At 63.7% G+C, this 14,547-nt stretch carries 12 protein-coding genes; 7 read left to right on the forward strand and 5 right to left on the reverse strand.

What is annotated here, in order from left to right; translation table 11 throughout:
* The first annotated feature begins 65 nt into the window (after positions 1–65).
* From AOT96_RS18560 to AOT96_RS18575, 4 genes are all read left to right on the forward strand, one after another.
* The gene (locus AOT96_RS18560; RefSeq protein ID WP_042923257.1) at positions 66–1,667 is read left to right on the forward strand and encodes an AMP-binding protein; all 1,602 of its coding nucleotides are present in this window, start codon (positions 66–68) and stop codon (positions 1,665–1,667) included.
* 46 nt (positions 1,668–1,713) lie between these two features.
* Positions 1,714–2,469 carry a phosphoglyceromutase gene (locus AOT96_RS18565; protein WP_197523596.1) on the forward strand — a complete coding sequence of 252 codons (756 nt, stop codon included), beginning with the start codon at positions 1,714–1,716 and terminating at the stop codon, positions 2,467–2,469.
* Positions 2,470–2,631: 162 nt separating this feature from the next.
* On the forward strand, positions 2,632–3,867 hold the full coding sequence (locus tag AOT96_RS18570; protein WP_003941938.1) for a sensor histidine kinase: 1,236 nt from the start codon (positions 2,632–2,634) through the stop codon (positions 3,865–3,867).
* The gene (locus tag AOT96_RS18575) at positions 3,864–4,553 is read left to right on the forward strand and encodes a response regulator transcription factor (protein ID WP_003942020.1); all 690 of its coding nucleotides are present in this window, start codon (positions 3,864–3,866) and stop codon (positions 4,551–4,553) included. The genes AOT96_RS18570 and AOT96_RS18575 overlap by 4 nt, the downstream gene beginning before the upstream one ends.
* 87 nt (positions 4,554–4,640) lie before the next feature.
* Here AOT96_RS18575 and AOT96_RS18580 read toward each other — a convergent pair whose 3' ends face one another.
* Positions 4,641–5,426, reverse strand: coding sequence for a hypothetical protein (locus tag AOT96_RS18580; protein WP_003941928.1), 786 nt, complete (start codon positions 5,424–5,426; stop codon positions 4,641–4,643).
* 66 nt (positions 5,427–5,492) lie between these two features.
* On the opposite strand from AOT96_RS18580, the gene AOT96_RS18585 reads away from it, so the two are divergent.
* Genes AOT96_RS18585 through AOT96_RS18595 form a run of 3 tightly spaced genes read left to right on the forward strand, consistent with a single transcriptional unit; the run spans position 5,493 to position 8,453 of the window.
* Positions 5,493–6,443, forward strand: a complete 951-nt coding sequence (locus tag AOT96_RS18585; RefSeq protein WP_003941975.1) for a Ppx/GppA phosphatase family protein — start codon at positions 5,493–5,495, stop codon at positions 6,441–6,443.
* Entirely contained in the window at positions 6,443–7,561 is a 1,119-nt protein-coding gene (locus AOT96_RS18590) for a hypothetical protein (protein ID WP_065352119.1), read from the forward strand. Before AOT96_RS18585 ends, AOT96_RS18590 begins: the two co-directional genes overlap by 1 nt.
* 7 nt (positions 7,562–7,568) lie before the next feature.
* Positions 7,569–8,453, forward strand: a complete 885-nt coding sequence (locus tag AOT96_RS18595) for a sugar phosphate isomerase/epimerase family protein (RefSeq protein ID WP_003941889.1) — start codon at positions 7,569–7,571, stop codon at positions 8,451–8,453.
* Here AOT96_RS18595 and AOT96_RS18600 read toward each other — a convergent pair.
* From AOT96_RS18600 to AOT96_RS18615, 4 genes are all read right to left on the reverse strand, one after another.
* Entirely contained in the window at positions 8,433–9,866 is a 1,434-nt protein-coding gene (locus AOT96_RS18600) for an HAD-IB family hydrolase (protein ID WP_065352120.1), read from the reverse strand. The genes AOT96_RS18595 and AOT96_RS18600 overlap by 21 nt on opposite strands.
* Positions 9,863–12,199: a glycerol-3-phosphate 1-O-acyltransferase gene (locus tag AOT96_RS18605; RefSeq protein ID WP_007735324.1), complete on the reverse strand. Its 2,337-nt coding sequence runs from the start codon at positions 12,197–12,199 to the stop codon at positions 9,863–9,865. The genes AOT96_RS18600 and AOT96_RS18605 overlap by 4 nt, the downstream gene beginning before the upstream one ends.
* A 3-nt stretch (positions 12,200–12,202) precedes the next feature.
* Positions 12,203–13,669: a wax ester/triacylglycerol synthase domain-containing protein gene (locus AOT96_RS18610; RefSeq protein WP_065352121.1), complete on the reverse strand. Its 1,467-nt coding sequence runs from the start codon at positions 13,667–13,669 to the stop codon at positions 12,203–12,205.
* Between the two features lie 155 nt (positions 13,670–13,824).
* Positions 13,825–14,448: a TetR/AcrR family transcriptional regulator gene (locus AOT96_RS18615; RefSeq protein WP_003942051.1), complete on the reverse strand. Its 624-nt coding sequence runs from the start codon at positions 14,446–14,448 to the stop codon at positions 13,825–13,827.
* Between the last annotated feature and the right edge of the window lie 99 nt (positions 14,449–14,547).

Genomic DNA, 14,547 nt, shown 5'->3' on the forward strand with positions numbered 1-14,547 from the left:
ACTGTTCCCGTGAGTCACAGTAAGTTGGTCACACCACCCCGCCGCGCAACTTTTCGAGGAGCACAGTGAGCTTCAAGAGTCCGTTCCCCGACGTTGAAATCCCCAACCTCAGCGTCTACGACTTCCTGTTCGGAAACACCGACCCCGCAGACCTCGACAAGACGGCATTCGTCGAGGGCAGTTCGGGCGCAGTCACCACATACGCTTCGCTGATCGCACAGATCAACGGCGTTGCAGGCGCTCTCGCAGCGCGCGGACTCAGCGTCGGCGACGTGGTCGGGCTGCATTCGCCCAACGTCCCGGCCTTCGGTTCCGTCTTCCACGGCATCCTTCGTGCCGGTGGCGTCGCGACCACGATCAACGCGCTCTACACCGCCGAGGACATCGCCAAGCAACTCACCGATTCCAAGGCCAAGTTCCTCTTCACCGTCTCGCCGCTCCTGCCGCAGGCAAAGGCCGCTGCTGACCTGGTCGGTATCCCGGCCGAGAACGTGTTCGTACTCGACGGGGCCGAAGGCCACCTCTCGCTGCGTGATCTGCTCGGCGAGGGTGCAGCGGCGCCCGAGGTCTCCTTCGATCCGGCCACCCAACTCGCGGTGCTGCCGTACTCCTCGGGCACCACCGGCCGACCCAAGGGGGTCATGCTCACCCATCGGAACCTCGTGGCCAACGTCTGCCAGATCATTCCGCGGATGGGCATCGAGACCGACGACAAGATTCTCGCGGTCCTGCCGTTCTTCCACATCTACGGCATGACTGTCCTGCTCAACGCTGCGCTCTATCGCCGCGCGAGCCTCATCACGATGCCGAAGTTCGATCTCGTCGAGTTCCTGCGGATCGTCGCCGAGCAGAAGTCGACGTACATCTTCGTCGCACCGCCCGTTGCCGTCGCGCTGGCCAAGCATCCGCTCGTCGATCAGTACGACCTCTCGAGCGTGCACACCATCTTCTCCGGTGCGGCCCCGCTCGACGCGGCGCTCGGCAAGGCCGTCGCCGACCGGTTGAACTGCCACGTCCGCCAGGGCTACGGCATGTCCGAGATGAGCCCGGTCTCGCACGCGATTCCGTTCGACCGCGACGACATCGCGCTCGACACCTGCGGTCCGACCATCGCCAACATGGAATGCAAGCTCGTCGACCCCGGAACGGGCGAAGAGGTCGCGTACCCGGCTCTCGGCTCGGACGGCGTCAGCGAGCCCGGCGAACTGTGGTGCAAGGGCCCGAACATCATGCTCGGCTACCTCGGCAACGACCAGGCCACCAAGGACACCCTCGACGACGACGGTTACCTGCACACCGGTGACATCGCGACCGTCGACGGCGACGGCGTCGTCAAGATCGTCGACCGCCTCAAGGAACTGATCAAGTACAAGGGCTACCAGGTTCCCCCGGCGGAACTCGAGGCCTTGCTGCTGACCCATCCGCAGATCGCCGACGCCGCAGTGATCGGTGTGCTCGACGCCGAGGGCGAAGAGGTTCCGAAGGCATTCGTCGTGCTCCAGGACGGCGCCGAGTTGACCGAAGACGACGTGATCACCTTCGTCGCCGAGCGCGTCTCGCCGCACAAGAAGGTTCGCCAGGTTTCGTTCATCAGCACCGTGCCGAAATCCGCGGCCGGAAAGATCCTCCGCAAGGATCTGCGAACTGCGGAAGTAGCCCCGAGCTGATTTCCGGACAGGGTTGATCAAGAAGGGTTCTGGTACTCGTGCCAGGATGAACGCCATGAGTATCGGAACCCTGGTCCTGCTCCGCCACGGCGAGAGCGAATGGAATGCACTCAATCTGTTCACCGGCTGGGTGGACGTACACCTGACAGACAAGGGCATGGCCGAGGGCAAGCGCGCCGGCGAACTGCTCGCCGAGCACAGCCTGTTGCCCGACGTTCTCTACACGTCTCTGCTGCGCCGCGCGATCAGCACCGCCAACCTCGCGCTCGACGCCGCCGATCGCCACTGGATCCCGGTAGTGCGCGACTGGCGTCTCAACGAGCGTCACTACGGCGCTCTGCAGGGCAAGAACAAGGCGCAGACCAAGGAAGAGTACGGAAACGAGCAGTTCATGCTCTGGCGTCGTAGCTACGACACCCCGCCGCCCGCCATCGAAGCCGGCAGCGAGTACAGCCAGGACACCGATCCCCGGTACGCGAACCTCGACGAGGTTCCCTTGACCGAGTGCCTGCTCGACGTCGTCAAGCGTCTGATCCCGTACTGGGAGGACACCATCTCCCAGGAGCTGCTCGCCGGTCGGAACGTGCTGGTCACCGCGCACGGCAACTCGCTGCGTGCGTTGGTCAAGCACCTCGACGGCATCTCGGACGAGGACATCGCGGGCCTGAACATCCCGACCGGAATCCCGCTGCGTTACGACCTCGACGAGAACCTGAAGCCGCTCAATCCCGGCGGCACCTACCTGGATCCGGAGGCCGCAGCTGCCGGCGCCGCCGCGGTGGCGAATCAGGGCGGAAAGTAGCAACCCGATGATGTGCGTCGAGGCCCCCCGAACAGTGATTTCGGGGGGCCTCGGCCAACAGCAGATGAACGACGAACCAACGCCGTCCACCTGGCGGATTACACGGGTGGGAACGTCCGAACCCGCCGTAACCGACTCTTCGCGCGAACGTACGATTGCGCCGTGAGTGTCGTGATTGCAGTGCTGCTGGTCGTGGTCGCCGGCTTGGTCGGCTACCTCGTCGGCGGGGTGCTGGTACCCAGGCTGTCGTCGCGCCAGAGTCAGCGCTCGGACGAACAGACCGGGCTCACGATGTCCCAGGTTCTCGACCTCATCGTGTTGGCTTCGGAAAGCGGTATCGCCGTCGTCGACGGTTTTCACGACGTCGTGCTCTTCAATCCTCGCGCCGAGGAACTCGGTCTCGTCAAGAATCGTCTGGTCGACGAGCGAGCTTGGCGGGCTGCTCAGGAAGTTCTGCGGACGGGTCAACCCGTCGAGGTCGATCTGACGGCGCAGACCGCTCAGCGGGGCCGCGACAAGATCGCGGTACGTGGCACGGCCCGGTTGCTCAGCAAGGACGATCGCAACTTCGTGGTCCTGTTCGCCGACGACGATTCCGAGCAGGTCCGCATGGAGGCGACCCGACGCGATTTCGTCGCGAACGTCAGCCACGAACTCAAGACGCCGGTCGGTGCGATGAGCCTGCTCGCGGAGGCGCTGCTCGAGTCCGCTGACGACCCGGAATCGGTGCGCCACTTCGGCGAACGGGTGCTCGGTGAGTCGATTCGTCTGGGCAAGATGGTCACCGAGTTGATCGCACTCTCGCGTCTGCAAGGTGCCGAGAAGCTGCCGGATCTCGACGTGGTCGACGTCGACACCGTGGTGTCCGAAGCACTGTCGAGGTCGAATCTGTCGGCCGAGGCCGCCGGGATCACGGTCACCACCGACCATCCGAGTGGGCTGGAAGTACTCGGGGATCAGACTCTCCTCGTCACGGCATTGTCCAACCTCATCGAGAACGCTATTGCATACTCGCCCAAGGGTTCTCCGGTTTCCGTCAGTCGGTCGGTACGCGGCGACAATGTCGCGATCGCAGTCACCGACCGAGGAGAAGGCATCGCGAAAGCGGACCAGGAGCGAGTGTTCGAGAGATTCTTCCGCGTGGACAAGGCGCGGTCACGGCAGACCGGTGGAACCGGTCTGGGGCTGGCGATCGTCAAACACGTCGCGGCCAATCACAACGGCTCCATCGAACTGTGGAGCAAACCGGGTACAGGGTCTACCTTCACGTTGCAGATACCGGCACACGTGGAGTCGGACGACGACATCGACTCTGACGACGCGGGAACCGCCGGTTCCACGCGGATCGGCAGACGAGAACAAGGCAGTAGAGAAAACGGCATGGAGGCCAAACGATGACGAGTGTGCTGATCGTGGAGGACGAGGAGTCCTTGGCGGACCCGCTGGCGTTCCTGCTCCGCAAGGAAGGCTTCGAGACCACCATCGTCAACGACGGACCGTCGGCGTTGGCGGAATTCGATCGCTCCGGAGCGGACATCGTCCTGCTCGACCTCATGCTGCCCGGCATGAGTGGCACGGACGTCTGCAAGGCGCTGCGGTCGCGCTCCGGCGTCCCCGTCATCATGGTGACGGCGCGTGACAGTGAGATCGACAAGGTCGTCGGACTGGAACTCGGTGCGGACGACTATGTGACCAAACCGTATTCGGCGCGTGAGCTGATCGCTCGCATCCGTGCGGTGCTGCGCCGCGGGGTGGAGAACGAGGCGGACCTCGCCTCCGACAACGGGGTGCTCGAGGCCGGACCGGTACGGATGGACGTCGAGCGCCACGTCGTGCAGGTCGCGGGTAACCCGGTGACGTTGCCGCTCAAGGAGTTCGATCTCCTCGAGTACCTGCTCCGCAACTCCGGTCGGGTGCTGACCCGCGGACAGTTGATCGACCGCGTCTGGGGCGCCGACTACGTCGGTGACACCAAAACCCTTGACGTACACGTGAAGCGGTTGCGTTCGAAGATCGAATCGGATCCGGCCAAGCCGGAACATCTGGTCACGGTCCGTGGATTGGGTTACAAGCTCGAAGCGTGATCGAACCTCGTCGAGAAGAAATGTCGAGAAGAATTCAGCCGCTCACACGATCGTGTGAGCGGCTGAATTCTTTTTGTTCAGGCGGAGTCAGCCCTGAGCTTTGTTCTGAGCGATCGTGGTCGCCGGATGGACTGCGATGAGGCCGAGGCCCGCGCGACGCCTGCAGAGGCGAGCCAGCTCGTCGTACGCGCGCTTTCCGAGAAGTTCCGTCAACTCGGGCCCGTAGGACTGCCAGACCTGCCGCTCCCCGACATGAGCGTCGGGGGAGCCGGAGCAGTACCAGGCGAGGTCGTCGCCGCCCTCACCCCAGCCGCGGCGGTCGTACTCGGTGATCGTGGTCTTGAGGATCTGGACGCCGTCCGGCCGGTCGACCCAGTCCTGGGTGCGGCGGATCGGTAGCTGCCAGCACACGTCCGGTTTCACCTCGAGCGGCTCGATGCCCTTCTTGAGCGCCATGGAATGCAGAGCGCAGCCCTCGCCCCCGGCAAAACCCGGCCGGTTGAGGAAGATGCACGCTCCTTTGTAGCGGCGGGTGCGCAGCGCGGGCTCGTCCTCGAGGTCGTCTTCTTCGACGTAGCCCTTCTTGCCGAGACCCTTTTCCATGAACTGCCAGTCTTCGGCTGTGAGCATTTTCACTGACGCATCGAGCTTGTCCTGATCTTCCTGATCGGAGAGGAAAGCGCCGTGCGAGCAGCAACCGTCGTCCGGGCGGTCTCCGATGATGCCCTGACACGCCGGCGTGCCGAACACGCAGGTCCAATGCGAGAGCAACCACGTCATATCAGCGGAAATGAGGTGTTCGGAGTTATCCGGATCGACAAATTCGACCCATTCGCGCGGGAAATCGAGATCGACCTCGGGGCTCGGAGTCATCTTGTGGGACCGGTCTGGGTTACCTGCTGTCACAAGGGCCGACCGTAGACCCAGTAACGTGGCGATGTGCGACTAGGGGTACTCGACGTCGGAAGCAATACCGTCCATCTATTGGTTGTGGACGCCCATCGGGGCGGCCACCCAACACCCATGAGCTCGACCAAGTCCACGTTGAGGCTGGCAGAAAACACTGACGACCGTGGCGATATCACCACGTCAGGAGCCGATCGGTTGGTGTCGACGGTTTCCGAATTCGCCGGTATCGCCAAGACGTCCGGGTGCGAGGAAATGATGGCTTTTGCCACTTCCGCGGTCCGTGACGCCAACAATTCCGAAGCCGTACTCGCCCGCGTCCGCGCCGAGACCGGAGTCAACCTCGAGGTTCTGTCCGGGGTCGACGAAGCCCGCTTGACCTTTCTGGCCGTGCGCCGCTGGTACGGCTGGAGCGCCGGACGCATCCTGAACCTGGACATCGGCGGCGGCTCGCTCGAACTCACAGCAGGTGGTGACGAGGATCCGGACGTCGCCTTCTCACTGCAACTCGGTGCCGGACGGTTGACGCGCGACTGGCTACAGGCCGATCCGCCGGGCAAGCGCCGGGTCGCTGTATTGCGTGACTGGCTGGACGCGGAGTTGGTCGGACCAGCCAAGGAACTGCGCGCCGCCGGCGACTGGGACCGCACGGTCGGGACTTCGAAGACCTTCCGATCGTTGGCTCGGCTCACCGGCGCGGCCCCTTCTGCCGCAGGCCCCCGGGCAAAACGGACCCTGACTTCCAGCGGACTCAGGCAACTCATAGCCTTCATATCCAGGATGACGGCGGCGGACCGTGCAGAATTGGAAGGAGTGAGCTCGGATCGGTCACAGCAGATTGTGGCCGGCGCGCTCATCGCAGAGGCAACCATGCGGGCGCTCGGAGTGGACGAACTGGAAATTTGTCCCTGGGCACTGCGTGAGGGTCTGATTCTGCGAAAGCTCGACACAGAAATGGGCGGTGAATTGGTGGTGAGTGCTTGATGACCGAGGACAGTCAGCAGATTTCCGTAGCGGAACTGCTCAAGCGGAACGGTCAGAGCGTCGAATCCCGAGGTGGACGACGCCGGCGCGGCGTAGCCGGTGGCATCTCCGTCGCCGAACTGACGGGTGAGATCCCGATCGTTCGCCAGTCGGGATCGCGCGCGGCCGCCGAGCCCGAGTCCGACGAACCAGCAGCCCAGCCCGAAGCCGCTGCGCCGGAAAACTCTGCACCTTCAGCGCCGGCCGAGGCTGTCGCGGAAACCGCCAAGTCAGCCGAACCGGCACCGAAGGTTCCCGCCGATCGCACCGCAGCCTTCGCCGTCTCGTTCGACGACGACGATGACGATGACGAGCCGCAGGCACCCAAGGGCGAGTCGAAGCCGGTTGCTGCGCCGCCGGTCACCACTCCGAAGCCGACTTCCACACCTTCGCCGGGACAGACCTCGAAGTCCTCGCCCGGGCAGTGGGTGAGCCGGGCACCGCTCAACTCCTCGTCACCGACGCAGGTAACGCAGGAACCAGCCCTGCTGTCGGGTCAGACCCTGGCGGGCGACCTGATGCGTCAGGAGCGCGCCGCAACGCAGTCGCCGTCGTTGCGTCCGCCGATCCTGCCGCCGCGTGTCCCCACTCCAGTCGTGAAGGCACCTGCACCGACTGCTCCTGCTCCGGCCGCGCCGGAAGAGAGCACCGAACTGATCGACAAGATCGCAGACGCGGATGCCGGCGAGGCCGAATCCACCGCCGTGGTCGATCTGGTCAAGGCGCCGGCTGTCGATGACGGTGCAAAAAAGACCAGTGCCGCCGCGGAGTCCGATGTCGAAGCCGAACCGGCAGCGGAAGAGGCAGGCGAGCGTAACTCGATCCGTGAATGGGCAGTGCTTGCCGGTCAGGTGGTTGTTGCACTGATCGTCGGCGGCGCGATGTTCAAGGGCTTCGAGAAGCTGTGGGACATGCTGCCGTGGGTGGCGTTGGTGCTCGCGCTGATCGTGATCGTCGGCCTGGTTGCCGTCGTGCGGGTTCTGCGGAAGACGGACGACATCACGAGTTTCGTGATCGCGGTGGTCGTCGGCATGATCGTGACGCTCGGTCCACTGGCGTTCTTGTTGACCTCGGGTTGATCGGACGATGATCGGGGGATCGCAGCGCATGGTTCGTCGGCCGATAGCCGTCGGCCTGTCGACGGCTTCGGTGTATCCGGAGAACACGGAAGCGGCATTTCGCTACGCCGCTGATCTCGGATACGACGGTGTCGAACTGATGGTGTGGGCCGAATCCGTGAGTCAGGACGTCGGTGCTGTTGCCGCCCTCGTTCGCAAGTACGCCATTCCGGTGCAGGCGGTGCATGCGCCGTGTCTGCTGATTTCGCAGCGCGTGTGGGGTTCCGATCCGGTCGAGAAACTCGAGCGTTCGGTGCGCACCGCCGAAACCTTGGGAGCGACGACGGTGGTCGTCCACCCGCCGTTCCGGTGGCAGCGCAAGTACGCCGAAGGCTTCGCGGAACAGGTTGTCGATCTCGAATCGAAGAGCAGCGTCGTGGTGGCGGTGGAGAACATGTTCCCCATGCGCGCCGACAGCTTCTTCGGCGGCAAGGACAAGTCCGCGGAGCGTCTGCGTAAACGTGGCGGTCCAGGGGCAGCGTTGTCCGCGTTCAGTCCGTCGTACGACCCGACCGATTCCGATCATGCTCACTACACACTCGACCTGTCGCACACCGCGACGGCGGGCATGGATGCCCTGGAGTTGGCCTCCCGTATGGGCAAGGGGCTCGAGCACCTGCACCTGGCCGACGGTCGCGGGGCGTCGATGGACGAGCACCTGATTCCGGGGCACGGCTCACAGCCGTGCGCGGAGTTGTGTCAGCAATTGGCTGCGAGCGAATTCAGCGGCCAGGCAGTCATCGAGATCAACACGCAGAACGCGCGCACCCGGCGGGAGCGGTCGTCGATGCTGGCGCAGGCGCTCGCGTTTGCACGCGAGCACCTGGCACGCTCAGCGGTGGCCGGCAAGTAGCGCAGCTTCGAACTGCGCGCGTACCTTCTCGACGTGTGCGTCGAGGTCTTTGGTCTCCCAGCCTTCGGTCGAGATGGGATCGAGCACCGAGACATAGACCGGGCCTGGATGGGCGACAAGCGAATTGCGCCACATCCGTTCACCCGCGTTGTGAATCACCACGGGCACGATCGGCACACCGGCTTGGATCGCCAAGTGGAATCCACCCTTCTTGAAAGAGCCCAGACGTGGCGTCGGAGAACGGGTGCCCTCCGGAGCTATGACTATCGAGACACCATTCTTCAGCTTGTCGACTGCCGGTTGCAGTGCAGCCTTCGCCTTCGTGGTGTCGGTGCGGTCGATGTAGGCGACGTCGAGCAGTGCACCGACGGGCATGAACCGCGGATCGCTTGCCGCTTCCTTCTTCGCGACGCCGGTCACGTCACGCTTGATCACGGTGCCCAGGACCAACATGTCCAGGGAACTCTGATGGTTGAACATGAACACCGCCGGGCGGTGATCCCACACGTTGTGCTCGCCGTCGATCTCGACGTCGATGCCCAGCAGTGAGAGCGAGATGTCGGGGCCGTACGTGCCGACCAGGTTCGCACCCAGTTGACGGTTCCCGGTGACAATGCCTGCCGACGCACCGAGGGCGGCGGTGGCAGCAAGCGCGCCCATGGCCGTCGCCGTTCGGATCGTGGAGATCGGTGTTGCGCCTCGTTGCGGTTTACGCAGGCTGACCGAAGGCCAGTGATTGCGCAACGCGATCTTGGCCAGACCACGATCGGGATTCAACGCGACAGGTCGCCCGACAGCCTCGAGCATGAAGACGTCTTCGACACCGTTGGAGTACGCAAACGCGTTCTTCAGATCGGCGCCCATCTTCTCGGCATAGCCTGCAAGGGCATTGGCCTTGGCCGGCCCCCACAGTGCGGGCGAAGACAGTTCGCCGGTGAGCATGCCGTCCACGACTTCGGGCTCGGTGCACAGCACGTCTTCGATGTCGAGATCTTCGGCGACGTACTTGGCCTGGAACGGAGTCGCCGACGTAGCCATCACGATCGTGTGGCCGGCTCGCCGGTGTGCCGCCAGTAGCCCGCGGGCTTCCGGGTAGATCATCGCGGCGATCTCCTGCTTGAACAGCCGTCGGCCCCAGTCGTTGAGTTCCTCGACGGTACGGCCGCCCAAGGCTCGAACGCCGATGTCCATCAGTGCTCCGACGTCAGCGCCGCGGAATTGGGTGTCGATCGCGGCACCGGTGGTGCGCAAGAGTTCGCCGACGCTGATATCCAAGCGTCGCAGGCGGTCTCGGTACACAACGCTGGCCGAGTACCCGCTGATCAAGGTGCCGTCGAGGTCGAAGGCGGCGATCGTTTCGGGCCCGGGCGGGGCGGCTTCGATGGCGGAGTGCAGACGCTCGAGTCCGGTCACAGTCCTACTTCCTCGTTCGCGGCGGGCGCTCGGTTTGCTTCTGGAATGGTCACTACCGCAGCGGCGTCCGGTACCGGCATCGCCACCTGATCGAGTCGTGCATGCGCGAGTGCGCGAAGGTGACGCAGGCGCTCGACCTGAACCTTGATCTCGGCAGCGAATGCCAGGCGCCGGGCCCGGACTCCGTCGTCGTCGACTTCGATCAAGTTACGGTTGCGCGCCAAATTCAGTGCGGTGGCGAATAATTCGCCGGAGACGGATTCGTTGCTGGCGATCTGCTGCCGCAGTCGACGCTGATGTGCGACGTCGATGCAGTTGCTGATGAACGACTTTTCGTCGAACGATGTCGAAATCGGCGCGAGCACAAGCTGATCGGCGACAACCTGGTACGCCTCGAGGAACGGTTGGAGCACGCGGTGCGCGAGGTACGGGCGAACCGTCTCGATCATGTGCTCGGTTCGTTTGTCGTCGGCCATGACGGTTTCCCACTCGGGGTCGATCAGCGTCAGCTCGGTCCGCATCTCCTGCTCGAACGTGTCCCGGTCACTGAAGAAGAACTCGAATTTCAACAAATCTCGGATGCGCTTGGCCTCTGCCCACCCGTCCCCGATGGGGTCCTCGAACCGCTCTTCGACGGCTGCCTGAAGTACGAGTTCGGTGATGGCACGCACGACGAGAAAGTGAATCGTGTTGTTGCGGTAGAAGGCAGCGACAAGATGCTGGTCCTTGCCGAGGTAGAAGACCTGCTCGCCGCCCCGATCGAAGCGCTCGAGCACCCCGGAATCGACGTGTGTCTGCAATGCCTTCTCGATGACACGCGGATCGGACAGTTCGACGTCGCCGGCGATCGGAAGATTTCGCGCGGTGATGTAGCCGAACAGCGGCGTGAGAATCGCGGTGAGTTCACGAACGGTCAACGCCCGGTCTTCGATTCCGAGGAACGCCAACATCGCCAGTGAAGACACGGTCACCGGGGTGACCTCGTTGATGCGGTGACACACCTCGATGCCGGCCTTCTGAATGGCGAGGCGCTGATCGGTTTCCTGGCTGAGTGCGTCCGCGAGTGAGAGCGGCCGGCCGATGGTCACGTGCGCGACACCGTTGCGTTTTCCCTGGGCGCGTACGTAACCCACCATCCAGCGCAGGCCTTCCGGTGTCTTCTCGGCGCCGAGTGCCTCGGCAGCCATTGCCCCGACCTCGTAGAGCTGGTCGTAGCTCAGCGCGACGGGGACGAGGTACACGTCGGATGCGCCGCTGACCTGAAAGGCCTTGGTCAGGTAGGTCAGGAGACCGAAGCGCGGTGGGCGTAGTTTCCCGGTACGCCCGCGTCCACCTTCGATGTACCACTCCAGATTGAAGCGTTTGGTGAGCAGGTAGCGCATGTACTCGTGCATCGACCACTTGTAGACCTCGTCGTTGCCGATGCTTCGACGAATGAAGACGGTGCCGCTGCGCTTGAGGATCGAGCCCATGGGCCAGAAGCTGATGTTGAGGCCGCCCATGACGTGATTGAGCGGCAAGCCGTTCGCGATCAACGCCGGACGCAGGACGAGGGGATCGAGGTACGAACGGTGACTCGGGAGGAAGACCAGTGAGTGTTCCTTGTTCAGCTCACGGAGTTCCTCGAAGCGGCTCGTGTCCACGTCCAGCTTGTAGGCGCGAGCGAAGTAGCGGCCCAGGCGATCCCACACCGCGATGGCTTGGCGACTCTGGGTGGCAACCATTTCTTCGAGAGCTTCACGTGCGCGGCGATCGACTTCGGCGACGGCGATGTTCAACCGGTCGGCCAAAGCCATGACCTCGGTGGCGAATCGGCGGGTGTCGGTGATCTCGTCGACGACGAACCGTGACACCTTGTACTGGCCACCCAGAAGGCCCAATTCGGCGCGTTCGAGTGCCAGAGCGGCCTGCCGTCGGATGAACTCCGGTAGCGAACCGCCACCGCTCTTTTCGAGGCGACGCTCGAGATCGCTCAGTGGTGCGGGTTCACCTTCGATGACCTGGCACCGTGAGGGGTCGGTGCGCAGGGTTCTGCGTTGTGCGCCGCGTCCGGGGTGGAGAGGATCGCGTGGTGCCAGCGCATCACGTAGTCGCACCGCGACGTTGTGCTTGGTGTGGGTGTCCGGAATCCACACCACGCGAAGCGGTGCGAGCATCGGGTCGTCGGTCCGTGCCGCCAGTTCTGCCAGGGTCTTGTCGGTGATGTTGACGGTGACCGGCCGAGTTTCGGATGAGCTTGCCTTGTCGGCAAGCCACTTTCGCAGCACGCCGGCTTCGGCCTCTGTCATGGTTTCGGTGAGGTACACGCGCGGGTTGGTCGTGTTCTCGCTCATGACTCACGCACCTTCCGTTGTGACTCCGAGAGCGACGATCTCGTCCAGGCTCTCCTGCAAGCACTGCATCAGCAGCGCGGGTTTTGTGATCGCGGCGGTGTCGAGATTGATTCCGATACAGCACACCCCGACGTGGGAGACCAGTGTCGCCATTGCCGCGCAACCGGGCGCCGGGCCGAACGGGAACATCCGCTCGATCTTCGCTCCGGCGAGATAGACCGGTACCGGTACGCCGGCGACGTTGCTGGCCTGCAGGTCCAGACCCGTCGACTGTGACAGATACCAGTTCGCGAGTAGATAATTCGGCAGGCGGGCGAGGATCGGGGCGGCGACGTCGAGAGCGTCCAACGCGGGCTCCTCCCGGAGACCCAGTACGATCTCTCGCACCTGCCTGATGCGTTTGGCCGGATCGGTTTCGGAGACCGGGCCGTTGAAGCGAACGGCTGTAAACCTGTTGCCGCCGTTGGCGTCTGCGCCCGTACGCATGCTGATCGGCATACCCATCGGAATGCTGTCGACGGACTGTCCGAAGGCTTCGTGGTAGCGACGGAAGCCGCCGAGCAAAGCGGCGACGTACGCGTCGTTGAGTGAGCCACCGGCAGCTTTCGCCCCGGCCTTGAGCTCGGGGACACCCACCTCGAGAGTTCCGAACCATCGTCCGAGACCACGATCGTGGAGCAGAGGGGAACCGGAACGAGCTGGGGGAGTGACGATCTTGCGGAGTGAATTGGCGTAACCGAGGACCTCGGAAGCTGTCGTGATCGGACTCGAGATCGCCGTGGTCGCAACATTGGTGGCACCGCGGACCAGCTTGGCGATACGCGAGGGCGCACGCCGGATCTCGCTGACGACCTCCTCGCCGAAGGCGCCCACCGATGACAGATGCTCAGGAGCAGGCGGTGTGCGGTCGGGCTTGTTCGGAGTGGGGTCCGGGCGTCTGCTGTGCAGGAGCGTCATCATCTGGATGCCGCCCATGCCGTCGGTGATGGAGTGGTGAGTCTTGACCACGAACACGGCGCGACCGTCGTCGAGACCTTCGATGAGCAGCGCGCTCCACGGCGGTCGAGCCTTGTCGAAAGGTTCCGTCGCAAGGTGACGACACATGCGCAGTGCGTGATCGAAGTCCGCCGGTGCAGGTAAGCGGACGCGTCGTAGGTGGTAGCCGATGTCGAACTCGGGATCGACGGACCACACCGGATTGCCCAGCTGCATTGCCGGTTCCACTGCTCGCATACGAATACGCGGAACCACGTGCGATGCCCACTCGACTGCGTCGAGAAGTCGATCCCAGTCCGGGGCACGATCGAGAACCTCCACCGCAACGATCGGTGAGCGCAGTTGCGGCTGCGCCTCTTCCATCCGCCACATTCCAGTCTCGAAGTCGGACATCGTGCGGTTCGCCCCCCAGGCGACCGCGGAAAGGTCGACGTCGACCGCGCTAGGAGGAACAAATGGATTGCTGTTGGCCATACGTCAAGAACTCCCTCGGTCTGCGGATCCACCCCGCGCATCTCTGCTTCTAAGTGTGGACCCGCGACCGTGGGCGCGTCCCGGTTTCGGTGTCAGCCGACAGGTGTGACGTTCGTCAGTTAAGGGCTAATCGGACATGCCGGGAAGTTCAGTGCTCAAGAAGTGACGCCGACGGCTTTCAGGGCTATCTCGCGGTAGAGAACACTGACTTCGCGCGGAGTCTGCGGCCCGTCGAGTCGATACCAGAGGACGACGGACTGACACATTCCCAGTAGTGCACGGCCCGTTCCGGTGATGTCCGGGACCGTGAACTCACCGCTCTCGACGCCTGCCGTCAGTACGTCGACGAGTAGGTTCTCGAGCTTCTTTCGCTTGGCGGCGTAGCTCTTTCGTTCCGCGTCCTCGAGGTACCGCAGTTCGGAATCGAGGAAGGCTATGTCGGAGCGACTGGTCATGTGCAGAACACACGCCTCGACGAGATTGCCGAACTGTGCCGTCGGCGACGGTCCGGCAGCGTCGACCGCAGCGCTCGCGCGTGCGGTGACGTTCTCGATGCCCGGTTCCATCAGCGCGACGAGGATGCCCTGTTTGTTGCCGTGGTGGTAATACAGCGTCGGCACGGTGACACCGGCACGTTTTGCGATGTCACGAACCGACGCTCCGTGGTAACCGAGTTCGTGGAACACCTCGAGTGCGGCGGTGAGCAGGGGAGTCAGCGTCAGTGGTTCCACGATGCGCCACTGTTCGTCGGGCTGAGCCTCCGACTGCAAATCCGTCATTCCGCCTGTTCGCTCCGTTCGGAAATTTCTGGTGATGTGCGCAAAGAAGGTTCAACCCTAGCGCAAGGCGTGTCCTCCTTACCGATGCTCGGCCATCAT

Source organism: Rhodococcus sp. 008 (assembly GCF_001682295.1).
Lineage (GTDB): Bacteria > Actinomycetota > Actinomycetes > Mycobacteriales > Mycobacteriaceae > Rhodococcus_F > Rhodococcus_F qingshengii.

What these genes read in the sequence shown, in the direction of transcription:
- AOT96_RS18565 (WP_197523596.1), top strand. Translation starts at nt 1,714, where the DNA reads ATGAACGCCATGAGTATCGGAACCCTGGTCCTGCTCCGCCACGGCGAG.
- AOT96_RS18575 (WP_003942020.1), top strand. Translation starts at nt 3,864, where the DNA reads ATGACGAGTGTGCTGATCGTGGAGGACGAGGAGTCCTTGGCGGACCCG.
- AOT96_RS18580 (WP_003941928.1), bottom strand. Translation starts at nt 5,426, where the DNA reads ATGACTCCGAGCCCCGAGGTCGATCTCGATTTCCCGCGCGAATGGGTC.
- AOT96_RS18590 (WP_065352119.1), top strand. Translation starts at nt 6,443, where the DNA reads ATGACCGAGGACAGTCAGCAGATTTCCGTAGCGGAACTGCTCAAGCGG.
- AOT96_RS18595 (WP_003941889.1), top strand. Translation starts at nt 7,569, where the DNA reads ATGATCGGGGGATCGCAGCGCATGGTTCGTCGGCCGATAGCCGTCGGC.
- AOT96_RS18605 (WP_007735324.1), bottom strand. Translation starts at nt 12,199, where the DNA reads ATGAGCGAGAACACGACCAACCCGCGCGTGTACCTCACCGAAACCATG.
- AOT96_RS18610 (WP_065352121.1), bottom strand. Translation starts at nt 13,669, where the DNA reads ATGGCCAACAGCAATCCATTTGTTCCTCCTAGCGCGGTCGACGTCGAC.
- AOT96_RS18615 (WP_003942051.1), bottom strand. Translation starts at nt 14,448, where the DNA reads ATGACGGATTTGCAGTCGGAGGCTCAGCCCGACGAACAGTGGCGCATC.